This window comes from Sphingomonas sp. PP-CE-1A-559 (genome assembly GCF_004340965.1).
Taxonomy (GTDB): Bacteria; Pseudomonadota; Alphaproteobacteria; order Sphingomonadales; family Sphingomonadaceae; genus Sphingomonas.
The window spans coordinates 320181-344949 of the sequence record NZ_SLYA01000001.1; the positions used below are offsets into that span (position 1 = coordinate 320181).

Genomic DNA, 24769 nt, shown 5'->3' on the forward strand with positions numbered 1-24769 from the left:
CAGTGCCTTGCCGTTGCGTAAGCCGGCCACCAATTAGGACGTACATGCCTTTTACAAATATTCCGTCGCTTCTTTCCGAGGCGCTCGAAGCGCGCGGCTATACCGCGCTCACCCCCGTCCAGGCTCATGTGATCGAGGACAACGCGATCGGTCGCGATCTCGTCGTGTCGGCGCAGACCGGCTCGGGCAAGACCGTGGCGTTCGGCCTGGCGATGGCCGGTGAGCTGCTCGGTGAAGCCGGCGAGGACGGCGTCCAGCGCCTGCCCGCGCCGCACAAGCCGCTCGTGCTCTGCATCGCGCCGACTCGCGAGTTGGCACTCCAGGTCAGCCGCGAGCTGATGTGGCTCTATGCCAAGGCCGGTGCGCGTATTTCGACCTGCGTCGGTGGTATGGACGCCTCGAAGGAGCGTCGTTCGCTCGCGCACGGCGCGCACATCGTCGTCGGCACGCCGGGTCGTTTGCGCGATCACCTCGAGCGTGGCGCGCTCGACCTGTCGGCGCTGAAGGTCGCGGTGCTCGACGAAGCCGACGAGATGCTCGACATGGGCTTCCGCGATGACCTCGAGCAGATCCTCGACGCGTCGCCCGAAGCGCGCCGCACGCTGTTGTTCTCGGCGACGATGCCGCGACCGATCGTCGCGCTCGCCAAGCGCTACCAGAAGGATGCGCTGCGGATCTCGACCGTCGGCGAGGATCGCGGTCATGGCGACATCTCGTACCAGGCCGTCACGGTCTCGCCGTCCGAGATCGAGCATGCGGTGATCAACCTGCTGCGCTTCCACGAGGCGGAGACGGCGATGCTGTTCTGCGCGACTCGCGATAACGTGCGGCATCTGCATGCCAGCCTGGTCGAGCGTGGCTTTGCCGCCGTCGCTTTGTCCGGCGAGCATTCGCAGAACGAGCGTAACGCTGCGCTCCAGGCTCTGCGTGATCGTCGTGCGCGCGTCTGCGTCGCGACCGACGTTGCGGCTCGCGGCATCGATCTCCCGACGCTGAGCCTCGTCGTACACGTCGAGCTGCCACGCGATGCCGAGACGCTCCAGCATCGCTCGGGTCGTACCGGTCGTGCGGGCAAGAAGGGCACCGCCGTCCTGATCGTGCCGTTCCCGCGTCGCCGTCGCGTCGAGATGATGCTCCGTGGTGCGAAGATCAACGCGGAGTGGGTCAACGCCCCGACCGCCGAGGACATCCGCAAGAACGACCACGAGCGCCTGATCGGCATGCTGTTGCAGCCGGTCGAGGTCGAGGAGGAGGATCGCGCACTCGCCGTCCGCCTGATGGCCGAGAAGACCCCGGAGGATATCGCCGCGGCGCTGGTACACATGCACCGCGCGACGATGCCGCAGGCCGAGGATTTGATCGACCAGAGCAAGCAGCCGACCCAGGACGAGCGTTCGCAGGGTCCGCGCGCGGGCTTCGAGGACACCGTCTGGTTCCGCATGGACATCGGTCGTCGCCAGAACGCCGATCCGCGCTGGATCCTGCCGCTGATCTGCCGTCGCGGGCACATCACCAAGTCCGAGATCGGTGCTATTCGCATCGGTCCGAACGAGACCGCGTTCGAGATTCCCCGCGCTGTGGCGTCGCGATTCTCGGCGGCGATCCAGCGTACGGCGCAGGCTGGCGAAGAAGAGAGCGGCGTTGCGATCGAGGCGATGCAGGGTGCGCCCGAGAGCGGTGCGCGGCATGACGGCGGCGGCGGCGGTCGCAGCAACGCGAGCGGCCCCCGCTCGACGCTGCACCGTGCGGCTCCCCGTGGCGGTCCGGCTCCCGCACGGAAGCCTCCGTACCGCGGCAACCGCGAGCGCAGCTAAGGACCTCGGCGCGTCCTTTCCAATGGGGGAGGGCGCGTCGCCCTCAAGAACTCCGTCATCCTGACGAAAGTCAGGATCCAGAGTAACGAACGCCGCCCTGCTTGATCCTGGATCCTGACTTTCGTCAGGATGACGGGAGTGAGTGGGGCGGTTTGGGATGTGTACGATGACGAACGTATCTTCCAGCGCAATCCGCATCCTCGTCGACGCCGACGCATGTCCCGTCAAAGACGAGATCTACAAGGTCGCGTGGCGCCACGAAGTCCCCGTGACGATCGTCGCCAACAGCCATTTCCGCATCCCCGTCCATCCGCTGATCTCGCGCGTAGTCGTCAGCGACGGGTTCGACGCCGCCGACGACTGGATCGCCGAACAGGCCGATGCGAAGTCGGTCGTCATCACCGCCGATATCCTGCTCGCCGACCGCTGCGTGAAGGCCGGCGCGACCGTGCTCGCCAACACCGGCAAGCCGTTCACCACCAGCTCGATCGGTGGCGCGATCGCCACGCGCGCGATCATGGCCGACCTGCGCGCGGGCGGCGATATCATCGGCGGCCCCGCGCCCTTCTCCAAGACCGACCGGTCGAGCTTCCTCTCCGCGCTAGATGCAGCGCTGGTCCGGCTGAAGCGCAACTAACCAAGGCGACGCAAAGGCATCGCAGGGCGGCAGGCCCGTCGCTGCGCTCCCAGCGCGAGGCCAGCGACTTCGTTGTGCAACTCGCCAACGTTGCAGCGATCGACCAAGTCTTCCCAAAATATGACGATATCGACGCGGCACGTAAGTCGGTTCAGGCGAACCACGCGAGCGGCGATGGCTTGTAAGTACGTAAAGACCCCCAAATGAAACAGATGATAGCGCAACCTTAACTAATCGATCTGTTACGGGAGCATTGTAAAATATCAGGTTCGCAAGAATAGCTTTGTCGCGTACAAGTGTCTCGGAGGCGGGGGTCAATGACAGTATTTGCCATGGGGCAAATCCCCGTCGACGGCTTGCGCCTTCCTCGCTCAGGCCGGATCGAAACGCTTGATATGCTCCGCGGATTTGCCGCGGTGCTCGTTCTGTTTCAGCACCTTGCCGAGACCATCATAGCGACGCACGCGCTTCCCCTCCCGATCGAACAGGCCGGCGTGCTGCTGTTCGACGGCATCTTCCACTTCGGGCGGTTTGGCGTCGCGCTGTTCTTTCTGATCAGCGGGTTCGTCATCCCGTTCAGTTTTCGCACCGATCGTCCGGTCCGCGGATTCGCGATCAGCCGCGCATTTCGCCTGTATCCCGCCTATTGGCTGTCGCTGGGCGTCGCGCTGCTGGTGCTGCATATTACAGGCGCGCCTGCCCCTGCGCCGGTGACGATCGTGGCCAATGTGGCCATGGTCCAGCATTATGTCGGTCAGCCCGATATCGTCGTCGCCTATTGGACGCTCGCAACGGAGCTGGCCTTCTACGTGCTGGCGGCCTGCCTCGTTGCCTGGGGGATGCTGCGTGCGCCGTTCGTCTTGGCCGGAGGAATCGTCGCGCTGTTCGGTGCAGCGCTGTTGCTCGCACTGGCGTCGCATCTGGTCGACAAGCGGCTGCCTGCCGACCTGCCGCTGAATTTGGGGCTGATGTTGCTGGGAACGATGCTGCGACTGGCGATGCTCGAGCGTAACGCGATCGCGGTGCGGCTGGCGGGGATGCTCTGCGGGCTTTTCCTGGCGATCGTGCCGGTCGTCCAGTTCATGACGGTCCCGCCGGTCGGCGCCCCAGGTTTCAACCTGGCACCGGCTTTAGGCTATATTGGTGCGCTGCTGCTGTTCGTCGGCGTCGTCGGCGCTGCTTCGGATACCGGCCGCGCGGTCGACGGCAGTTCGGTTTACCGGCGTGTGGCAATGTGGTTCGGGACCATCTCGTATTCCGTCTACCTGTTTCACGGACCGGTGATCCTGGCGTGCGGCACGATCCTGATCGCGGGCGATCCGGGTTCGGCATTACGCTACGTCGCGGTCGTGCTGAGCGCGACGATACTCATCGCGGCAGTCGTCTATCATGCCGTCGAAGAGCCGATGATGCGCCTAGGCCACCGCATGATCCGGCGACCTGTGCCAGCGCAAGCGCCGGGTCTGGCAGAGCCGATCCTCGCGACCCCCACGGCCGGCCCGATCTTCGTCGAGACGGAGTTCCGCTAGCAGGTCTCGAAAAGCCGCTGCACGACGATTCATAGAGACCGGTTGTTTGAACCGAGAGATCAACGCGTGGACCGCGCATATGACCTAAAGCGAGGTTGCGCGGTACACCGCGCGGCAGTCGACCAGCGCACGCCTGCCGACATCGCAGCGACAGGTCTTTTAGCTAACCTGAATTGAAGTTTGGTGCACCCGACTGGATTCGAACCAGTGGCCTCTGCCTTCGGAGGGCAGCGCTCTATCCAGCTGAGCTACGGGTGCCGGACGGTCCGCCTAGCAAAGCAAACCGGGGTGCGCCAGACGTTTTCGCGATCAGGCCTCGCCGGTTGCCGGATCGATGTCCGGCTCCGGTGACGGACTCGCAAGCGATCTACCCTTCGGCGCCGGGGTCTTGGGTTTGTACGCGCACAGATCGCTGACGATGCAGCGCCAGCATTCGGGCGTCCGCGCCTTGCAGACGTAGCGGCCGTGCAGGATCAGCCAGTGATGCGCGTGCAAGCGAAACGGTTGCGGGGTCGCCTTGTCGAGCTTCAGTTCGACCGCGAGCGGGGTCTTGCCGCGGGCGAGGCCGGTGCGGTTGCCGACGCGGAAGATGTGCGTGTCGACCGCGAACGTCTCCGCGCCGAACGCGACGTTGAGGACCACATTCGCGGTCTTGCGACCCACGCCGGGCAGGCGCTCGAGTGCGGCGCGGTCGTTGGGCACCTCGCCGCCATAGTCGTCGATCAGCATCTGCGAGAGCGCGATGACGTTCTTCGCCTTGGTGTTGTAGAGCCCGATCGTCTTGATGTGGCGCTTCAGGTCTTCGAGCCCGAGCGCGACCATCTTTTCGGGCGTGTCGACCTCGCGGAACAGCGCACGCGTCGCCTTGTTCACGCAGACGTCGGTCGCCTGCGCCGACAACGCGACCGCGACGACCAGCGTGTAGGGATTGACGAATTCCAGCTCGGTCTCGGGGTGCGGGTCGGCTTCCGCCAGACGCGCGTAGAACTCGATGACGTCAGCCTTCTTCACAGCCCGAGCACGTCGCCCATCCGGTAGCGTCCGGCGGGCTGCCCGGCGAGCCAGATCGCCGCACGCACCGCACCGCGCGCGAAAATCGAGCGATCGTCGCCGCGGTGGTTGAGTTCGATCCGCTCGCCTTCGCCCGCGAAGATCACGCTGTGGTCGCCGATCACCGATCCGCCGCGCAGTGACGCAAAGCCGATCGTGCCTTCGGTCCGCGCGCCGACGAGCCCCGCGCGGCTGTCGACGCGGAGTTCGGCGAGCGTCGTGCCGCGGCCCTTCGCCGCCGCGTCGCCGAGCAGGAGCGCGGTGCCCGATGGCGCGTCGACCTTGTGCTTGTGGTGCATCTCGACGATCTCGACGTCCCAGTCGGAGCCGAGCCGCGCGGCGGCCTCGCGGACGAGAATGCCGAGCAGCGTGACGCCGAGCGAGGTGTTGCCGGTCTGCAGGATCGCGATGTCCTTGGCCGCCTCGTCGATCATCGACTGGTGCTGGGGCGACAGGCCGGTCGTACCGATGACGATAGCGGTACCAGCGGCACGCGCGGCGGCGAGGTGCGCCTCGACCGCGGAGGGCGTCGAGAAATCGACCAGCACATCGGCGGTCCGGGCGAGCGGGTTCGGGTCCTCGCGCGCATCGACGCCGCCGGCGAGCGATGCGCCCGCCGCCTCGATCGCCTCGACGATCGCGCGGCCCATGCGTCCTGCGCTACCATAAATGCCGATCGAGGTCGTCGTGATGGCGGATGGGGCGGGTTGGGGCGCGAGCGTTTGCATGCGCGGCGCTTTGCACCAACCCGGCCTTTGGGGACAGGGGCGAACGGCAGGCCGAGTTATTTCTTCGCGGAATTGGCGTAGGCGGTCGGCGGCTCAAGCCTTGTCGACGAGCGCCCGGACCAGGTCGAGATCGGCGGGCTTGTCGACGTCGACCGCGGCCAGGCCGAACGGGCTGGCGATGGCGGCTGCGTCGAGGCCGGCGAGGCGACCGAGATGCGCGATCGCCGCGACCAGCGTCAGGCGACCTGACAGATACCGGAGCAGCGTGCCGATCCCGAGCCGGCGGACGATCCGCCACGGCCGCTTGCGGTCCGCCTCGACCTGCGCCCAGAGATCGAGTGCGGCAACCGAGCGCGGCGTGGCGAAGTAGAACAGGTTGCACCCCGACCACGCGCCGTCGGCAAAGCGCAAATAAGTGCGGCGCGTGCCCGGCGCGGCGGCCTCGATGATGTCCTGGCGTGCTAGGAGCGCGCCGACATCGGCCTGTGCGGGGACGTCGGCGAGGAAGCGCGTCACCCATTCGGGCTGCAACAGCGCGTGATCGGCGGTCGTGACCAGCAGGGGGGCGCCGAGCGCTTCGATTCCGTCGCGGACGCTGCGGCTCGGACCGGATGCCGCGTCGAGCACGATGAGGCCGAGCGCACTTGCCGCGGCGCGGACCGCGTCGTCCGACACCGATACCGCGATCGTGAGCGCGCCGGCCTCGCGCAAAGCCTGCGCGACGCGGGCCAGCAACGTGTCGCCGTCGAGCACGATCAGCGCCTTGTGCGACACGCCCGCATAGGCCGCGACCGGATCGACGCCGCCGCGCGAGCCGGCGAGGATCAGCGCGTTAAAGCCGCGAACACCGGCGCTCATACCGTCTTCGGCCCGGTTTGCGCACGCGCCCGCCACACCCGCCAGAACACGCCCGGCGCGGCCAGGATCGGGTGCTTTTCGCGCCACGGGGTCAGCGGCACCGCGACGCCGGTATGCCGCTCGACCTTCCACACACCGTAGCGCGCGGCCCCTTCGAAGGTGAACGCCGCCCGCACCAATCGTGCGACGTTGAGCGGCTTGCCCGCACGACGGCGCCGGTTCCACGCGCGCAGCAACGCGTTTCGACGCGCTGGCGACAGGTCGGGCTTCAGCATGCCGGCTTCGTCGCGGTAGGCGATACCGTCCGCGGTCCAGGCAAGCGGCAGGAGTTCGGCATAGCGACCCGGATCGAAACCGAGGATCTGGCCCTCGCGGCCCTTGCGCTCGACGCGGAGTTCGGCGGCATAGGTCTGGCGGAACAGCGCCCGCCAATAATCGTCCGCCGTGCCCGTCTCAGGGCCGAGCGCGGCGGCAAAGCGGGCGGCGGACTTCGCCGCATCGCCGATCGCCGTAGCCACTTGGTTCGCGGTTGCCGGATCGCGCACCCAGACGAGCGCGGAGGGTTGGACGAAACGCGTCCAGATCGTCGTGTCGAGCGTCTGCGCGGCGGCGGCCTTGGCGAACGTCGCCATCCGCATCGTCGCGATCTTCGCGCGCAACGTCTCGCCGTGCAGGTCGAACTCGCGGTAGCTGACGGTCGGCCACAGGCCCCGCTCGGGCGGGCCGGCGGTCAGGACGTAGAAGTCGAGCACGCCCTCGGTCTCGCCAGTGCGCAGGTTGGAACCGTAGAACAGCACCGCCGCGGTCTCGGGCGCGTCCCCTGCAAGTATCGCCGCGACGTCACGGACGGCGGCGATGGTCGGGACGTGCAACTGGCGGCGGACGACGTCGCCGAGCGTGATCACGGAACGACGAAACGCAGCGCGCGTGCCTCGCGGATGGTCAGGTCGCCGCCCGGATAGACTTCGCCATCGAGGATGAAACCCGAGTCCATCGACAGGTCGAAGCTCGGCGAATCGATTCGGTGATACCCCGCGCGATCGAGCCACGCGGCCGGCGAACCGGCGACGATCAGCGGCGTCGCGGCGGCGAGCCAGCGCGGCGGCGCATCGACCAGCAAGGTCTTCAGTCCCGCGCGCGGCACGCCGAACGGACGAATCCCGATCGGCATCCGCTTGAGAGTCGACGCGAGAAGGATGTAGCGCGCGCGATCGCTGTCCGTATTCCGACCCGCGGCATGAACGCCTTCGTCGCCGCGCGATTCGAAACGGATCCGCATCCGGTTGCCCGCGCGCCAGGAACTGTTCGCGCCCCCGAACAGGGTCTGGAGGATCGCCCAGCACAGCGCGAGGCCTACGGCGACACCGTTGAAGGCGCCTGCGCGGTGGGTGCGCTGCGCCAGCGCGGTCGCATCGACGAACGCGCCTGCGCCCAGCAGGAAGCCGTGCAGACGCGCACCGGTATCCTTGCGGACGACCTCGATCGGGCTGCGGATCTTGACGTTGCCGGCGCGCGCGGCGGTCAGCGCCTGATCGAGCGTCCAGCTATCGGGGATGCCGAGATCGAGCGCGAGCGCGTTGGTCTTGCCCGAGGGCACGATCGCCACGCGGGGGGCTGCACCGGTCCACACGCGCGCCGCGGCGGTCATCACGTCACGGATCGTGCCGTCGCCGCCGTCGATCACCAGCAGTTCGATGCCGTGGCGCGCAAAATCGGTCAGCACTTCGGCGAGTTCGGCCTGCGTGCGCGGCGTCACGGCAAGCACGGTGCCCGACAGGAACGGCTTGGTCGCCTCGACGCTGCTGCGGTTGCGGTGACTTTTCGGGTTGCAGATGATGCCGGTACGGATCTTCGCCGCCGCGTCGCGGGGGCTCACGCCGTACCGCTCGGATGCCGACGGATCGAACACGCCTTCGGGCAGCCACGCCGGCGGCGCCGGTGGCGAAAGAGGGTGCCCGCCAAAGGCATGGAAGTTCGAAACAGCATCGGCCACGATATAAGATACCCGTCGCGGTACATAACCGCTACAAATTTGTGTCAGGAAGATTTCCGTTCCGCTGCAACCAGCGGATTTTGGATCACCGGCGATACCGCATTTTCATACGCACGACGGTCCCGGATGGGGCCAAGGCCGTGCGCGCCGCATCGAAAGACGGCAACCCGATTGAGGTCGGCGCATCGTTGGAAAAGCCGAATCCCTCTTTCGGCGCGAACAGCGTCCGGTTGAAATCATGGTCGCTATTCTCGTCGTGATATTGCGCGACCGCATAGTGGCCGGGCTTCAGCCAGAAGCACGCCCTTGGGCTGCTTGCCGCCACGCGCGCCCGTACCAGCTTGCCGCCCTTCGCCAAAAACCGTTTCTCGTCATCGGGATAGACGGTGAACGCGACCTCGCCGACGGCGTTGTGCATCGCCGTCGCCTCGACGATCAGCTTGGCGTTGCCGCCGCCGGGCGTGCCCTCGCACGCCTCGGCAGCCTGCGCAGAGACGGGCATCAGCAGCGCCGCCGCGCCCAGGCTAAGGGAAACCACAGTCTTCATGGCAGGACTTAAGCGCGGAAAAGATGGCCGGAGCGCGGCGCACAGATGACATTTGCGACGCGAACGGGGCGTTCGTCGTTCGCGCGCTACGCTCCGTCGATCACCTGCGGACCGGAGGGCGTACGCGTCATCCGCGCGGCGGCGAACCCGAGCAGGATCGCCACCGCGACCGAACCGACCGCGACCGCGGCCGCGACTCCGGTCGAATCATAGGTCGGCATCAGCGCGAACGCGGTGACGAACAGCAACAGCACCCCGACCGCGCGAATCGCGAACACCGTGCCGGCACGGTGCAGCGCGGTCATCACCGTGTCGAGGCTGACGGTGGCGAGGTCGAAGCACCCGGCGGCGGCGAGCCACAACAGCACCGGGTACGCGCCGACGAACGACTTGCCGCCGACGACCTTCAGGATCGGCTCGCCGACCAGCGCGACGATGGCGAGGATGACGAGTGCAGCCGCCGTGCTGGCGAGCATCGTCCGGATCAGGATGCGGCGCAGGCGCGACGGTTCGGCAGTGCGCACCGCGCGGACGATCTCGGGGAAGGCGGCGCGCGACAGCATCTGCGACAGTTTCGCCAGCGCCTGCGCCAACTGCGTCGCCAGCCGGAACGCACCCGCCGCCGCCGGGCCGATCGACGCGCCGACCAGCAGCAGCGGGATCTGCTTGCTCGACAGGCCCAGCGTTGCGCTCGCGTTGGTGCTCAGCGAGAAGCGGACGATGCCCGGATTTTCATCGCGGACCTGCTGCCAGCTGCCCCGGCCGCTCGCGAGCAGGCGCAGGTCACCGCTTTTCGCAACCATGATCCAATAGGTCGCGGCGGTGACGATCTCGGCGAGCGCCCAGGCGAGCATGAAGCCGCGGATCGTCGGTTCGAAGAGCATCGCCGCGCCCGCGCCGACGAAGCGCATGATCGGCGTCATGCTGTCCGCCACCGCCGACAACGAGAATTTGTCGCGCAGCCGGAGGATGCCGAGCGGGGTCGAGCGGATCGTGATCAGCTGCACCACCGCGAACATCAGCGTGTCGCGCATCAGGTCGGGCGGAATGCCGAACCCGTCGCTCCACGCGAACAGGATCGCCACGGTCAGCGCGGCGCCGACCAGCGCGCTGCACATGTCGAGGATCGCCGACAGGCGGAGCAGCCGCGCGAGCCGTGGCGTGTCGCCGTGCTGGATCGGCTCGACGCCGTATTGGACGATGATCTGCCACGTCTGGAAGCCGACGAAGGTCGCCAGCGCCTGCGCGGCGCCCGAGATCAGCGCGAATCGGCCGAAATCGACCACCCCCAGCGTGCGTGTCGCAAAGCCGAGATAGAACAGCGACAGGATCGCCAGCACGCTGCGACTGGCGAGCAGCCAGCCGAGGTTGCGCGCCGCCGCCCGGAAAATCCCGGTCGAGCCGGTGGTAACCGGAATGGGCGCAGGGTCCTGAACCATCTGCGACCGGCCCCTAGAGCGCGATGGCGAGGGCGGCAAGATGCCCGGCGGTACTAGGGTGCCTCAGAGGTGACAAAGCGGCGGTCGGCTCCTAGACCGCGCGATCGGGCGGCGGTGCTGCCGTCATGCGAGGGATCGTTCGTCATCTGCGGAATTGCCGGCCTTTACGCACGAGGTGGCGGTGTCGTCTCGCCCCGCCTCATTACCGCGCAGTGCGACACGATCCTGCACCGCGGACCCGACGACCAGGGCGTCATGACCGATGGCAATTTCGGCTTCGGGATGCGTCGGCTGAGCATCATCGACATCGAGGGCGGGCACCAGCCGTTCCATTCGCCCGACCACCGCTATGCGCTCGTCTTCAACGGCGAGATCTACAATTTCCGCGAATTGCGGCGCGAGTTGCAGGCGCTCGGTCGCGTGTTCGAGAGTGCGGGCGATACCGAGGTCATCCTCGCCGGCTACGAACGCTGGGGCGATGACGTCTGGGCAAGGCTCGACGGGATGTTCGCGGTCGCGGTGTGGGATACGCACGCCCGTCGCCTGACGCTAGCGCGCGATCCGATCGGGATCAAGCCGCTCTATTATACCGATCAGGCCGCCGGGTTCGCGTTCGGCTCCGAACTGAAGACGCTGACGTTGCTGCCCGGCATGGCGTTCGACGTCGATCGCCGCGCGCTCCACGATTATTTCAGCTTCGGCCATGTCCGCACCCCGCGCTCGATTTACGCGCAGGTCCGAACGCTCCCACCGGGCCATGTGATGACCGTCGAGGCGAGCGGCACGCCGACGATGCGCGCCTACTGGACGCCGGCCTATCGTCCTTCTGAACCCCGGTCCGAGGCGGCGTGGATCGAGCGCTTCCGCGACGAGTGGCTCGACACGATCGGCAAGCAGATGGTCGCGGACGTCGATGTCGGCGCATTCCTGTCGGGCGGCGTAGACTCGTCGGCGGTGGTCGCGGCGATGGCGCGGGTCTCGGATCGGCCCGTGCGCACCTTCACGATCGGCTTCCCCGACCCGCGTTTCGACGAATCGCCGCATGCCGAGGCGATCGCGCGGCATCTCGGCTGCAACCACGTCACGCGCACCCTGGAACTCGCGGATGCGCAGGCGATGCTGCCCGAGGTCCAGCATTGCTATGACGAGCCGTTCGCCGATCCCTCCGCGGTGCCGACTTGGTACGTCAGCCAGATCGCCGCGCAGGAGGTGAAGGTCGCGCTGTCGGGCGATGGCGGCGACGAGCTGTTTTTCGGCTACAAGCGCCACGCGACCGAACGCCGGATCGGGTCGTTGCCGGCGCCGTTGCGTCGACTGGCGCGGGCGCTCGACGCGGTGCCGACCTTGCCCTCGAGGCATGCGAACGCGGTATTGCAGCGCTGGCGGAAGACCACCGGCAGCGCCGCACTCCCGAACGGCATCGCGCGGTTTTTCGCCAAGACGCAGATCACCAACGAAGCCTTCCGCCGCGAGATATTTTCGGCCGAGTTCATCGCCGAGGAGGAGGGCGGGATCGCCGCACTGGTCGCGGAATATTTCCCCGATCCCGACGCGATCTCGACCGATACGCTCGAGCAGTTCGGCCTCGCCGACCTCGCGCTCAATCTCCCCGGCGCGATGCTGACCAAGGTCGACCGCGCGAGCATGGCGCATTCGCTCGAAGTTCGCGTGCCATTGCTGGGGCAGGGGATGGTCGACCTCGCGCTGTCGATGCCCGCCGACATGAAGCTGCACAGCAAAATCGGCAAATACGTCATCCGCCAGGCCATCGCGCCGTGGTTGCCCGAAGGAATCCTCGACCGACGGAAACAGGGCTTCCAGATGCCGCTGGCGGCGTGGTTCGCCGGCGATTTCGGTGCGTATGCCGAGCAGCTCTGGCGCGACAGCGGCGTCCGCGAGCAAGGCATCTGGCGCGCCGGCGCGGTCGACAAGGTGTTCGCCGATCACCGCGCGGGCAAGCGGGATTACAGCCGCTTCCTGTACGCGCTGGCGATCTACTGCCTCTGGTGGATCGGACGACCCAAGCCTTTGCGCGCCGAGTAACCTGATCCGCGCGCTACCAAGCTGCCATCCCCCTTTCCGTTCGTGCTGAGTAGCGACCGAGTAGCTTCGTCAGAAGCGTATCGAGGGCGCGTATCGAAGCATAGGTCCCGCGCGCCAACCTGTCCTTCGATACGCCCTCTCGATACGCTGCAAGAGCAGCTACTCGATGGCTACTCAGGACGAACGGAAGGGAGGGAAGTCGGCGTTAGCGGGTATCCGATTCCGCGAAGCGCTCAAGCCAGCCAACTCACCAACACCTCACCCTTGGCCTTGCGCACCATCGCCTGCACCAGCCTTACCAGATGCACGACCAACGAGATCGCGGTCCACGCCGCCACCCCGACGATCCCCCAATCCGGCCGCGTCACCAGCAACCCCGCAAACAAAATCACCATGTTCGGATTGCGCCGCGCGGTGATCAGCCGGAACCAGCTGTCGAACCGCTCCCACACATGGATGTGCATCCCGAACCGGACGATGAACGCCCCCTCGATCAGCCGCTGCGCGACATAGCCGAACAACATCGTCCCGATCACCGCCCAGAACACGCCGTCCTCGAGCGGCCGCCCATACGGCGCGCACCCCGCCGCCCAGGCCCACCACCAGAACGGCGGGTGCACCAGGTCCACCCCGTGATCCCACGCATTGCCGAGCTTCGACGAGGTGATCGTGCACCGCGCCAGCTTCCCGTCGACGGTATCGAGTACCATGAAGAACAGACCCGTAGCCAGCCCGGTCCAGAACCAGCCATACCAGAACGCCACGGTCGCAACGATGCACAGCACCGATCCGAGCGCGGTCACTTGGTTCGGCGTGATTCCGGCGCGCGCGCAGACCCGCGTGATCGCCAGCGCCCATTCGGGCCACAGATATTTCGTCAGCAGGTCGGTGACGCCCTTGTACGCACCGACATAGCTCGCCCGCTCGATCGCCGGCACCGCCGCGGGGGTCAGCAATTCCGCGAACGGGCGTTCGCGCTTGCGCAACGCCTCGTTGAAGATGCCTTCCTCGGCCTCGGCGGCGATCACCGTCAGCCCGGTCACGAGCGGCGCCTCGCCGAGCATCGCCGCAGTCATCCGCGCGCGCTCGTCGGCATCCCGGACATGCGCGAGCACGGGCACGCCGGTGCGAGTCACGACGGTGCCCGGCCGCGTCTTTAGATACGCGATCCACATCGGGTCGAACGCATAGGCGAGGTTGGCGAGGATCACCGGGCCGGTGTCGCCGTCGCCGTCGGCCAGCAACCCTTGCGCGACGCCGATCCGCCGGATCCGCTCGGCATTGGTCATGCCCCAGAGCATCGTGTCGTTCGCCCGGACGGTCCGGAGCGCTGGCGTAGGGGCTGTCGAATCTACCATGCCGCACCCGTTACCCGATCTGGTCGTGAAAGCGAGAGGGGGTGGGGTAAGTGAAGGACACTCCCCCAGAGCCACCACCCCGGCGAAGGCCGGGGCCCAATTGGAATGACCGGCGTAACCTCGCGCAGTCCTTCGTTGGCAACGTCCCCCAATTGGGCCCCGGCCTTCGCCGGGGTGGTGGAGGTTTAGCGGGCGGGCGTGGCCTCCAGCAATCGAAGGACTTCCTCCGCAGCACGCGCCGCGCCACCTTCAACAGCCCCCAGCGACCGCCCGGCAAACTCAGCCTGAACCGCCACAAACCCCGCATGCCTCAACGCCGACCGATCCACCGCCGCCACCACATCCGCAACGTCGCCAACAACCTCCCCACAAGCCCACATCGCGTAATTCGGATCGCCCGCCCAAGCAGCCCCCCCCGCGTTGAGAAACACGCAAGGCCGCGGCCGCATGAGAAACTCGATCACCTGGCTCGACGTATCGCCCAGATACACGTCCGCCACGCCGGTGTAGCTCCCGTCGACCATCGCGAACCCATCGATGTCGCAATGCACATGCGCCAAGTCACAAATCTCGCGCATCAGATCCGCCACCTCGGGCGCGCGCTCGACCAGTCGCTGGTGCGGCGCGAAGATCAGATTGTAGCGCCCGTCCGCGACGATGCACCGCACCACCTCCGCCCCCCACCGCCACCAGGACGAGCGATGCTGCTGCCAATGCGGCGTGTACAGCACGACCGGCCGCGTATCCGCGAACGGCGGCGCGGCGTGCGTCCGGTGTGTGAAGTCGGCCTTCACATAGCCGGTCGCGACGAACTTCTCGGGCGCGAACCCGCGGTCGAGATAGGTCCGCCGCTCCAACTCGCTCGGCACCAAGGTCAGCGCCGCCGCCCGCCGCCGCGGATCGTCGCGCGCGCTCATCGAGCCGACTCCGTGCGACGTCTTCACGAACTTCGCGCGCATCGGAAACAGCCGCGGCAGCCACAGGCTCGTCTGCTCGGCACACACGACGACCGCCGCGCTGCGCAGATACGGTAGCAGCCGCAGCAGCATCGGCATCTTCGCCGGCAGCACCGGATTGCGCCCGGTCCCATCGTCCGCAACCGCGCGAAACCCCGGTGCTCGCCGGATCCGCACATTAGGGAAGGGCGCCGTCCACCGCGTCAGCAACGTCTCGTGCACCGACGTGCTCACCCAAAGCTCGATCGGCACGTCCGACTTGGCAGCGAGCGCCTCGACGATCGGATACAGATGCGGGATCAGCAGCGTCTCGCCGAGAAACAGGAACGCAACCTTCCGCGTCATGACCCCGAAGCGCCGTCCGCAGGTGCGTCATGGTCGTGCTGCCACAGCGCGATGTCCTCCGGGCGATCGATCTCCTGCCAGCGGACATTCCCTGCGATCCGCACCGCGCGGACGCCGACGGTCTCCGCGACGCGGCGGACGACGGCGTGATGATAGGCGTGGATACCATCCTCCTCGCCGATTACCGCGCGCAACGCCTCGGCATAGGCGGCGCCGCCGGTCGAGACGATCAGGCCGAGCGAGCGATCGGTCGCCTGATGCCCGACCAGATGCTTGCCGACCGCGACGACAGCGTCGCCGTCCGCTTCGACCAGCATGTCGTCGAGCCCCGGCACCGCCAGCCGCTCAATGACCAGCTTCACGCCGGATGCTTCATCGGCAAGCGCCGCGCGCAAAATCGCGGCATCGAACAGCGTGTCGCCGTTCATCAACGCAAACGGCTCTTCGAGAAATCCGCGCGATGCCCACACGCTACCGATGCTGTTGGCGATCGCCCAGAACGGGTTGAACACGAGTTCGGTGGGTACGCCGCCTTCGCGCGCCGCCAGATGCGCCGCGACCTGCTCGATCCGGTAGCCGCCGACGATCACCGCGCCTTCGAACCCGGCCTCCGCCACCGCGTCGAGCTGATGATCCAAGATCGCGCGGCCACCGACCTGCACGAGGCATTTCGGCGTCGTCAGCGTCAACGGCAACAGCCGCGATCCGTGACCGGCAGCAAGGATGATGGCCTTCATGGGCGCGGACTTACGCACGAAGTGTGGCAGGAAAAAAGCTGTCATGTATCGCGTGATTATGCTGCACTGCAGCGGAACATCCGCCGTCGCGCACCGTTGCGCTAAGATGCGCATGTTCAGATCGCTCCACATACCCCCCGAATGGGTCTGGCTGGAGAGCGTCGCCGTCGTCTCGGCGGCCGTCCTCGTCGCGCTGGTCGCGCATTGGCTGACGATGCGGATCGGCGGCCATGCCCAGCGGCGCTCGACCGCCAAGACCGATGGCCTCGTCCTCGCGCGCGTCCGCCGCCCGTTGCGCGCGGTGTTCGTCTCGGTCGCCGTCGCGTTCGTCTCGCGAATCCTGCCGATGGACAACGACATCGAGGATCTGTGGAAGCAGTTGCTCGGCTTCCTCGTCCCCGGGTTGCTGGGCTGGCTCGCGGTCGCGGCGCTGCGCGCGTTCCAGGACGTCATCGAGATCCGCGCAGACATCTCGGTCGAGGACAATCTCCGCGCCCGCCGCAAGCGCACGCGGGCGGCGATCCTCGGGCGGATAGGCACGTTCTTCATCATCTTCGTCAGCGTCTGCCTGATGCTGCTGAGCGTCCCCGGCATCCGCTCGATCGGCGTCACGCTGATGGCATCGGCGGGTATCGCCGGCCTCGTCGTCGGTGCCGCCGCGCAACCGGCGCTGAAGAACCTGATCGCCGGCGTGCAGATGGCGTTCACCGAGCCGATCCGGATCGACGACGTGCTGATCGTCGACGGCGAATGGGGGCGGGTCGAGCAGATCAACCTGACGTTCGTGGTGATCAAGATCTGGGACGAACGCCGCCTCGTCGTGCCGGTGTCGAAGTTCCTCGAACAGAGCTTCCAGAACTGGACGCGCGAGACGAGCCAGCTGATGGGCTCGGTGTTCTGGTATCTCGATCCGTCCGCAGACGTGCCGCGGTTGCGTGAGAAGCTGGGCGAGATCGTCACGTCCAACCCGCGCTGGGACAAGAGGTTCTACAACCTCCAGGTGACCGACGTGAAGACCGACTGCATCGAACTGCGTGGCCTGATGACCGCCAAGGATGCGGCGATCGCGTTCGACCTGCGCTGCGACGTGCGGGAAGCGTTGCTGAAGTATATCCGCGAGGAAATGCCCGAAGCTATCCCACGCGACCGCCTACTGATGGCGCCGGATCCGGTAGGCCGCCCCTAAATTCCCCTCTCCCTGGAAGGGAGGGGCCGGGGGTGGGTCGGCTTCCGCATAGCCCAGGGCGCATTGACACAAACTGGCCAACCCACCCCCAACCCCTCCCTTCCAGGGAGGGGGGCAAGAGGTCAGGCCTCGACGTGCTCCGGCACCGCCTCGAGCGCGGTGATGAACAGCTCGCACCACCACATAACGTCCTCCTTGCGGACGTTGTCGATCAGCTTCTCCCACCGCGCCTTCCGCTCCGCCAGCGGCATCTTCAGCGCGCGGTCGATCGCGTCCGACATCTCCTCGGGGCTGTACGGATTGACCAGCACCGCGTCCTTCAGCTGCGTCGCCGCGCCCGCAAAGTGCGACAGCACCAGCACGCCAGGATCCTCGGGATCCTGCGCCGCGACATATTCCTTCGCGACCAGGTTCATCCCGTCGCGCAACGGCGTCACCAACCCGACACGCGCCGCGCGATAAATCCCGGCCAGCACGTCACGCGGAAAGCCCTGGTTGACGTAACGGATCGGCGTCCAGTCGATGTCCGAATACTCGCCGTTGATCCGCCCCGACATCGAATCGAGGTTCGCGCGGATCTCCTGGTACGTATCGACCTTCTCGCGCGAGGGCGGCGCGATCTGGAGCATGTAGACCAGCCCACGCCGGTCCGGATGCGATCCCAGGAACCGCTCGTAGCCCGCGAACCGCTCGGCGAGCCCCTTCGAATAATCGAGCCGGTCCACCCCGACGATCAGGCTGCGTCCGGTCGCGGACATGTACATCCGCTCCTTGGCATGCCGCGCCGCGTCACTGTTCGCCGACTTTTCGAAGTCCGCGGTCTCGATCCCGATCGGCGTCGTGATCGCCTTGATCGTGCGATCGCCGACCGTCACCCAGCCATCCTCGCCAACCACGCCGTCGAGCTGGCTCGTCACGTAATGCAGGAAGCTGTCGAGCCAGTCCTGCGTCTGGAAGCCGATCACGTCGTACGCGAACATCGATTCGACCAGCGCGCGGTGACTTGGCAGCGACAGCAGCATCGCCATCGGCGGCCACGGAATGTGGAGGAAGAACCCGATCTTGTTCTCGACGCCGAGCTTGCGCAGTTCCTGCCCGAGCGGGACATGGTGGTAATCGTGGACCCACACCAGATCCTCGGGCTCGATCAACGGCAGCACCGTCTCGGCGAACCGCTTGTTTACGCGAGCATAGCCGCTGGAGAAATCGCGCTCGAACTCGGTCAGGTCTATCCGGTAATGGAACAGCGGCCACAACGTGCGGTTCGCATAGCCGTTGTAATATTCGTCGAAATCCTGCTCTTCGAGGTCGATCGTCGCAGTGGTGACGCCCTTGCCCTGCTGGAAATTGATGTGGCCCGTGAAGGTCTCGGTGGTCGATCCCGACCAGCCGAACCACACGCCGCCCTTTTCACGCAGTGCCGCGAGCAACGCGACCGCGAGGCCACCCTGGTTGCCCGAAGGCGCATCGACCGACTGGACGCGGTTCGAGATGACGACGAGGCGGCTCATCGGACGGCACTCCACGGCTTGCTGAGCAGGACCGCGCAGTTGATCAGCCCCACCAGCGAATAGGTTTGCGGATAATTGCCCCACAACTCGCCGGTATTCGGGTCGATATCCTCCGACAGCAGCCCGGCCGGCGTCCGCCGCGCAACCATCTCGCAGAACAGCGCACGAGCGTCTGCGGTCCGGCCGGTCGCGTGCAGCGCCTCGATCAGCCAGAAGGTGCAGACGTTGAACGCGGTGTGCGGCAGGCCGAAATCATCCTCGGTCGCATAACGCAGCATGTGGCTGCCACGCCGCAGACCCTCCTCGACCGCCTTCAGCGTCGACTGGAACCGCGGATCGTCGGGCGCGAAGAAGCGCAGGTCGAGCAACTGGATCAGGCTCGCGTCGAGATCGTCGCCACCGAACGTCGCCGAGATACGCTGCGTATCCTCGCGCCACGCGGACTGCTCGATCGTCGTGCGGATCGTGTTGGCACGCTCCTCCCAGAACGTACGGCGATCCTCGAGCCCGAGAACCTCCGCCGCGTTGGCCAGCCGGTCGCACGCCGCCCAGCACATCGCCGCCGAATAGGTGTGGACGTGCGCCTTGGTGCGCAGCTCCCACAGCCCTGCGTCGGGCTTGTCGTACGTCTCCCACGCGCGGTCGCCGACCAGTTCGAGGCTCTTGAAATCCTCCTCGCTCGACATCCGGAACAGCCGCTTGTCGAAGAACGCCTGCACGTCGGACAGGATGATCTGGCCGTATGCGTCGTGCTGGATCTGCTCGTACGCCTGGTTGCCGACGCGCACCGGACCCATCCCGCGATAGCCGGGCAAGTCGCTCTCGATCCGCTCGATCAGCGTCGCCTCGCCGCCGACGCCGTAGAGCGGCTGGACATGGCCACCCTTCGACGCATCGACGATGTTGCGCAGATATTCGAGATAGCCTTCGAGCACGTCGAGCGCACCCAAGCGGTTCAGCGCCTGCACGGTATAATAGGCATCGCGAATCCAGCAGTAGCGATAGTCCCAGTTGCGCTCCGAGCCCTCATGCTCGGGGATCGAGGTGGTGAGCGCGGCGACGATCGCGCCGGTCTCCTCGTGCTGGCACAGCTTCAGCGTGATCGCGGCGCGGATGACGACGTCCTGCCACTCGACCGGCGTCGCCAGCCCGCGGACCCAGTGCCGCCACTCGTCCTTGGTCCGCGACAGCATCGCCTCCGCGGCCTCGTGGAGCACGCCCGCGAAACTCTCGTCGGGGCCGAGGAACAGGTGCATCTGGCGTTCGAGCCGGAACCAGTTCTCGCCGACGATATGCCCGACCGGCGCATCGGTGGTCAGCCGCAGCGTCTGGTCGTCCATCAGGAAGCGGATGTGGTTCGAACCCTGCGTGTGCTCGGTCGGCTTCCCCCAGTTCGTCGCGACGCGCATCCGGATGCGAATCCGCGGCGAGCCCGCGACCGGCTTGACGATCCGGACGAAGCTGGTCGGGCGATAGGTCCGCCCCTCGCGCACGAAGCGCGGGCAGAAATCGATCACCTCGACCGCGTTGCCGGCCTCGTCCTCGTGGCGCGTCACCAGGATCGGCGTGTTGCGGATATAGGCCTGCGTGGTTTTCGCACCGCCCTCGAGTTCGATCGCCCAGAACCCGGTCTTGGGCGCATCGCCACCGAGCAGCGCGCAGAACGCCGGGTCGCCATCGACGCGGGGCACGCAGCCCCAGACGAACGTGCCGGTCTTGTCGATCAGCGCGGAGACCTGGCAATTGCCGATCGGCCACAGGTTCATGTCGGCTTTTTGGGTAGGTGCGGTCATCGTGTTTCCAACATGGGTGTTTCCAATATGGCAGCAATCCAGTCGCGAAGTGCGGCAACGTCGTTCAGGCGGTAGGTGGCGGCGGTAGGCCGTTGCTCGCCGATCAGCACGCCCGCCCCGCCAAGGTCGCGCGCGGCTTCGAACCCGTCCTCGTCGGTGACGTCGTCGCCGAAGAAATACGGCACGCTGCCCGCCATCGCCGGCGCGGCGATCAGGTCGCGGAGCGCGGCGCCCTTGTCACCGGGGGTGCGCAGTTCGACCATCATCTTCCCGCGCTGAAGTGTGAGGCCGTGCGTGACGGCTAGGTCTTCGGCGAGGCGGACGGCGGCGGGTTCGAACTCCGGCGCCATCCGATAATGCAGCCCGGCGCCGAGGCTCTTGGCTTCGTAGACGAGGCCATTGGCATCGGCGAAGTCCCGGAACGCACCGGCAGCAGCTTCGAGCGAGGCGGGGCGCTCGGCGGCGACATGGCCGTCGTCGGGCGTACGGGTCTCGGCCCCGTGGCTGCCCGCGACCGCGAACAGATGCGCGTGGCGACCGAGCATCGCATCGAGCTGCGCGATCGACCGCCCGCTGATGATCGCGACGCGACCGGGAAAGCGCTCGGCGAGCGTATCGAGCGTATCGAGCAGCATCTGGCTCACCACAACCGCATCCGGCGTGGCGGCTAAGTCGACGAGCGTCCCGTCGAAATCGAAGAAAAGGCTCACGGCGTCGGGCACGGCAAGAGGCGGCGCGAGGACATCAGTCGCGGGCTGGCGTTCGGCTAGCATCATCCCTGAACCCCTAGCGCCACCGCTCCGTTCCGCTGCACTGCAAAATTGGAACGGGTGCGGTTCGATTTTTGGGGGTGGGGAGGGGGGCGCGCGGCTGCGGAACGGCGCATTCGTGTTCTCCCGCGAACGCGGGAGCCCAGGACCCAGCAGCTCAGCACCCGTAACCCTGGCCCCCCGCCTCCGCGGGGGAACAAGGAGGAGGCGGACCCTGATTTCCTACCCCATCCCACCACCCCGGCGAAGGCCGGGGCCCAGTTGGGGGACGGCAATGAAGCATGTTGCGCGATATCACCTCAGACGTTCCAACTGGGCCCCGGCCTTCGCCGGGGAGGTGCTAAAGGATGCGCATCTCACTCCCTTTCAGGCCTGCAAACCTTGTTTCCCCGCGAAGGCGGGGACCCAGACTGGACTCCCGCCTTCGCGGGAGAACAAGGCAGCGGGGAGTGGTCCACGTTAAACAGCGCATCAACGTCCCTTCTGGTTGGCTGCCAGGCAAGTCCGCGGTGCCGGCGCTCGTTGAGCCCCCCTCCAATCCACCCCACCTGCGACACCTCGCGACACAAAACCGCTGGACTAGCCCCAGCCGCTTGGTCATGCCTGCCGCCCATGTCCCGCGTCCGCGCCCTCCTCATCGCACCCGTCTCCGCGGCCGTCCTGCTAGCCGGCTGCACCGTCGGCCCGGACTACCACCCCAAGGCCGCGGCAGAGCTGGGCGTCCCCGACGCCTACTCGGTCACCCCCGTCACCAGCCCCGAAGACCTCACCCGCTGGTGGCAGAGGTTCGACGACCCCGTCCTTGGCCAGCTCGTCGAGCAGGCCGCCGCCGCCAACCTCGACCTCGCACAGTCCGTCGCCCGCCTCCGCCAGGCCCGCGAAAGCCTGCTCCAGAACCGCGCGTCGCTGCTCCCGACGGTCAACGGCTCGGCCGGCTACCAGCGCAACGAGAACGTCCGCGGCGGCGGCCGGTCGTTCACGCTGCCCGACGGCACCGTCATCGATACCGGCGGCGGCGGCGCCAACAGCTTCACGGTCGGCGCCAGCGCCAGCTATCAGGTCGGCGTCTTCGGCGAGATCCGCCGCACCGTCGAGGCGAGCCGCGCTGACTACGCCGCGTCGGGCTACGACTATGCCACCGTGCTCATTTCCGTCGAAAGCGAGGTCGCGCGCAACTACGTGCTCGCTCGCCTGTATCAGCAGCAACTCGCCAACGCCCGCGCGTCGCTCGCGATCCAGGACGACAATCTCGAAATCGCCGGCTTCCGCGTCCGGGCGGGGCTCGTCTCCAGCGTCGACGCCGAACAGGCCCGCGCCCAGCGCGCGCAGACCGCCGCGACCATCCCCAGCCTCGATCAGCAATATGCCGCCGCCGTCGCCCGGATCGGCGTGCTGACCGGCCAGGCACCCGGCGCGCTCCGTCCACTGATGGCGCCCGCAAAGGCAATCCCGACCGGCCCCGCCGCGGTCGGCGTCGGCATCCCCGGCGACACGCTGCGCCAGCGACCCGACATCCGCTCCGCCGAACGCGCGCTCGCTGCCGCTACCGCGCGGATCGGCGTCGCCAAGGCGCAGCTTTATCCCGCGCTCGCGATCACCGGCAACCTGAACACCAACGCGACCTCAATCGGCAACATCGGCGACGCGATCACCGGCAGCCTGTTCGCCGGCCTGACCCAAGCGATCTTCAACGGCGGGCGTCTGCGCAGCCAGGTCCGCACCAGCGAAGCCGCCGCCGACGGTGCGCTGGCGCTCTATAAATCCACAATCCTCACCGCGCTGGAGGATGTCGAGAACGCCGTCGTCGCCTTGCAGGCCGCGCAGGAACGCGAGCGGCAGTTCGCGATCGCGCTCGACGCGTCGAACAATTCCGCGATCCTCAGCCGCAGCCAATACCGCACCGGCCTCACAGATTTCACGACGCTCAACCAGCAGGAAACCGCGCTCCTGTCCGCGCGCAACGGCGCCACGCAGGCGCGCGCCGACGCCGCGACCGCGTTGATCGCACTCTATGCCGCGCTCGGCGGCGGCTGGGACTCCACCGTGATCCTGCAAGCGCCCATATCCAATCCAGAGGCACGCTGATGGCCGACGCATCGATCGACGACTTCCTCGGCGTAAAGCCGCAGGCCCCCTGGAAACGCTACGTAAAGTGGGTCGTGATCGCGGTCGGCGTGGTCCTGCTGTGCCTGCTGCTCGCCAAATGCTTCGGCGCGAAGGAACAGACGCAATATTCGACGCAGGCCGCGCAGCGCGGCAACCTGACTGTCAGCGTCTCGGCAACCGGCAAGCTCGCCCCGACCACGCAGGTCACGGTCGGCTCGCAGCTGTCGGGCCTCGTCACCAAGGTCGTCGTCGACGTCAACGACCGCGTCACGGCGGGCCAGCCGCTCGCGCTGATCGATCCCGAACAGCTCGACGACCAGATCCGCCAGACCAGCGCGCAGCTCGCGGCAAACCAGGCGCAGGTCGCGCAGGCACAGGCCACCGTCGCCGAATCGCGCGCGCAGCTGAACCGCCTCGAAGAGGTCTCGCGCCTCTCGGGTGGTCGCGTGCCGTCGAAGACCGAGCTCCAGACCGGCCGCGCCGATTACGCGCGTGCGGTCGCGGCGCAGAAGGTCGCCGAAGCCAACGTCGTCGCCAGCCGCGCGCTCCTCGCGCAGAACCAGACTCAGCGTGCCCGCGCGATCATCCGCTCGCCGGTGACGGGGGTGGTGCTCGCGCGCCAGATCGATCCGGGTCAGACCGTCGCCTCGTCGTTCAACACCCCGACGCTGTTCGTGATCGCCGAAGACCTCACCAAGATGAAGCTCGAGGTCGCGATCGACGAGGCCGACGTCGGCGAGGTCAAGATCGGCCAGAAGGCCAGCTTCACCGTGGATGCGTTCCCCGGCCAGACCTTTCCGGCGACGATCAGCCGGGTCGATCTCGGCTCGAACCTGACCGTCAGCTCGGCCACCTCGTCGACCTCGACCACCGCGACCTCGACCACCGGGCAGGTCGTCTCGTACGCGGCCGACCTGACGGTGGGTAATCAGTCGCTGACGCTGCGCCCCGGCATGACCGCGACCGCGGACATCGTGACCTCGGACAAGCGCAACGTCCTGCTCGTTCCCAACGCCGCACTGCGTTTCAAGCCGACCGCGGCGTCCGGCGATGCAGGCGGTGGCATCGCCGGCTCGCTGACCTTCCGTCCGCGTCGTGGCGGTGGTGCGGAGCGCACCGCGACGGTCGCTCGCGGCGCGCAGCAGACGATCTACGTCAAGGGCGCGGACGGCACGCCGCAGCCGGTGCAGATCACCACCGGCGACACCAACGGCACGATGACCGAAGTGCTGTCGGGCAATCTTCAGCCCGGTGCGCAGGTCATCACCGGCCAGTTGGCGCGCGGCGGCGACGACGCCAAGCGCAGCGGCGGTGCACGTCGCGCAGGGAGCGCCAGCAAGGGTGGGGGCGGTGGCCAGTAACGCGCCGC

20 protein-coding genes and 1 tRNA gene are annotated in these 24769 nt (G+C 67.2%); 7 read left to right on the forward strand and 14 right to left on the reverse strand.

What is annotated here, in order from left to right:
* Positions 1-44: 44 nt before the first annotated feature.
* The 3 genes from C8J42_RS01285 (at position 45) to C8J42_RS01295 (ending at position 3980) form a co-directional block, all read left to right on the forward strand.
* Positions 45-1814 carry a DEAD/DEAH box helicase gene (locus C8J42_RS01285; protein ID WP_133018642.1) on the forward strand — a complete coding sequence of 590 codons (1770 nt, stop codon included), beginning with the start codon at positions 45-47 and terminating at the stop codon, positions 1812-1814.
* Between the two features lie 166 nt (positions 1815-1980).
* Positions 1981-2451, forward strand: coding sequence for a YaiI/YqxD family protein (locus tag C8J42_RS01290; protein ID WP_133018643.1), 471 nt, complete (start codon positions 1981-1983; stop codon positions 2449-2451).
* Between the two features lie 395 nt (positions 2452-2846).
* Entirely contained in the window at positions 2847-3980 is a 1134-nt protein-coding gene (locus C8J42_RS01295) for an acyltransferase (RefSeq protein ID WP_279388692.1), read from the forward strand.
* Positions 3981-4161: 181 nt separating this feature from the next.
* On the opposite strand, the gene C8J42_RS01300 is transcribed toward C8J42_RS01295, so the two are convergent.
* The 8 genes from C8J42_RS01300 to C8J42_RS01335 form a co-directional block, all read right to left on the reverse strand.
* Positions 4162-4238: transfer RNA gene (locus C8J42_RS01300), tRNA-Arg, on the reverse strand.
* A 51-nt stretch (positions 4239-4289) separates the two neighbouring features.
* Entirely contained in the window at positions 4290-4991 is a 702-nt protein-coding gene (gene nth, locus C8J42_RS01305) for an endonuclease III (RefSeq protein WP_133018645.1), read from the reverse strand.
* Positions 4988-5758, reverse strand: coding sequence for a 4-hydroxy-tetrahydrodipicolinate reductase (gene dapB, locus C8J42_RS01310; RefSeq protein WP_133018646.1), 771 nt, complete (start codon positions 5756-5758; stop codon positions 4988-4990). Before dapB ends, nth begins: the two co-directional genes overlap by 4 nt.
* A gap of 93 nt (positions 5759-5851) precedes the next feature.
* On the reverse strand, positions 5852-6616 hold the full coding sequence (locus C8J42_RS01315) for a nucleotidyltransferase family protein (RefSeq protein WP_133018647.1): 765 nt from the start codon (positions 6614-6616) through the stop codon (positions 5852-5854).
* Complete coding sequence (locus C8J42_RS01320; RefSeq protein ID WP_133018648.1) at positions 6613-7521, reverse strand: hypothetical protein; 909 nt, start codon at positions 7519-7521, stop codon at positions 6613-6615. The genes C8J42_RS01315 and C8J42_RS01320 overlap by 4 nt, the downstream gene beginning before the upstream one ends.
* Entirely contained in the window at positions 7518-8609 is a 1092-nt protein-coding gene (locus tag C8J42_RS01325) for a diacylglycerol kinase family protein (protein WP_165895400.1), read from the reverse strand. Before C8J42_RS01325 ends, C8J42_RS01320 begins: the two co-directional genes overlap by 4 nt.
* Positions 8610-8694: 85 nt before the next feature.
* A complete protein-coding gene (locus tag C8J42_RS01330) occupies positions 8695-9156 on the reverse strand; it encodes a DUF2141 domain-containing protein (protein WP_133018650.1) in 462 nt (153 codons plus the stop codon).
* A gap of 86 nt (positions 9157-9242) precedes the next feature.
* Positions 9243-10595: a lipopolysaccharide biosynthesis protein gene (locus C8J42_RS01335; RefSeq protein WP_133018651.1), complete on the reverse strand. Its 1353-nt coding sequence runs from the start codon at positions 10593-10595 to the stop codon at positions 9243-9245.
* A gap of 69 nt (positions 10596-10664) precedes the next feature.
* On the opposite strand from C8J42_RS01335, the gene asnB reads away from it, so the two are divergent.
* A complete protein-coding gene (gene asnB / locus C8J42_RS01340) occupies positions 10665-12638 on the forward strand; it encodes an asparagine synthase (glutamine-hydrolyzing) (protein WP_243643993.1) in 1974 nt (657 codons plus the stop codon).
* Between the two features lie 233 nt (positions 12639-12871).
* Here asnB and C8J42_RS01345 read toward each other — a convergent pair whose 3' ends face one another.
* The 3 genes from C8J42_RS01345 to C8J42_RS01355 form a co-directional block, all read right to left on the reverse strand.
* Positions 12872-13996: a CDP-alcohol phosphatidyltransferase family protein gene (locus tag C8J42_RS01345; protein ID WP_133018652.1), complete on the reverse strand. Its 1125-nt coding sequence runs from the start codon at positions 13994-13996 to the stop codon at positions 12872-12874.
* Between the two features lie 185 nt (positions 13997-14181).
* Positions 14182-15297: a hypothetical protein gene (locus C8J42_RS01350; protein WP_133018653.1), complete on the reverse strand. Its 1116-nt coding sequence runs from the start codon at positions 15295-15297 to the stop codon at positions 14182-14184.
* On the reverse strand, positions 15294-16034 hold the full coding sequence (locus C8J42_RS01355; RefSeq protein ID WP_133018654.1) for a phosphocholine cytidylyltransferase family protein: 741 nt from the start codon (positions 16032-16034) through the stop codon (positions 15294-15296). Before C8J42_RS01355 ends, C8J42_RS01350 begins: the two co-directional genes overlap by 4 nt.
* Before the next feature lie 112 nt (positions 16035-16146).
* On the opposite strand from C8J42_RS01355, the gene C8J42_RS01360 reads away from it, so the two are divergent.
* On the forward strand, positions 16147-17220 hold the full coding sequence (locus C8J42_RS01360) for a mechanosensitive ion channel domain-containing protein (protein WP_165895434.1): 1074 nt from the start codon (positions 16147-16149) through the stop codon (positions 17218-17220).
* Positions 17221-17342: 122 nt separating this feature from the next.
* On the opposite strand, the gene C8J42_RS01365 is transcribed toward C8J42_RS01360, so the two are convergent.
* Genes C8J42_RS01365 through otsB form a run of 3 tightly spaced genes read right to left on the reverse strand, consistent with a single transcriptional unit; the run spans position 17343 to position 21234 of the window.
* On the reverse strand, positions 17343-18731 hold the full coding sequence (locus tag C8J42_RS01365) for a trehalose-6-phosphate synthase (protein ID WP_056060743.1): 1389 nt from the start codon (positions 18729-18731) through the stop codon (positions 17343-17345).
* The gene (locus tag C8J42_RS01370) at positions 18728-20524 is read right to left on the reverse strand and encodes a glycoside hydrolase family 15 protein (RefSeq protein WP_133018656.1); all 1797 of its coding nucleotides are present in this window, start codon (positions 20522-20524) and stop codon (positions 18728-18730) included. The genes C8J42_RS01365 and C8J42_RS01370 overlap by 4 nt, the downstream gene beginning before the upstream one ends.
* Positions 20521-21234, reverse strand: coding sequence for a trehalose-phosphatase (otsB, locus tag C8J42_RS01375; protein WP_243643996.1), 714 nt, complete (start codon positions 21232-21234; stop codon positions 20521-20523). Before otsB ends, C8J42_RS01370 begins: the two co-directional genes overlap by 4 nt.
* Before the next feature lie 672 nt (positions 21235-21906).
* Here otsB and C8J42_RS01380 point away from each other — a divergent pair.
* On the forward strand, positions 21907-23379 hold the full coding sequence (locus C8J42_RS01380) for an efflux transporter outer membrane subunit (protein ID WP_133018657.1): 1473 nt from the start codon (positions 21907-21909) through the stop codon (positions 23377-23379).
* On the forward strand, positions 23379-24761 hold the full coding sequence (locus tag C8J42_RS01385) for an efflux RND transporter periplasmic adaptor subunit (RefSeq protein ID WP_133018658.1): 1383 nt from the start codon (positions 23379-23381) through the stop codon (positions 24759-24761). Before C8J42_RS01380 ends, C8J42_RS01385 begins: the two co-directional genes overlap by 1 nt.
* The last annotated feature ends 8 nt before the right edge of the window (positions 24762-24769 follow it).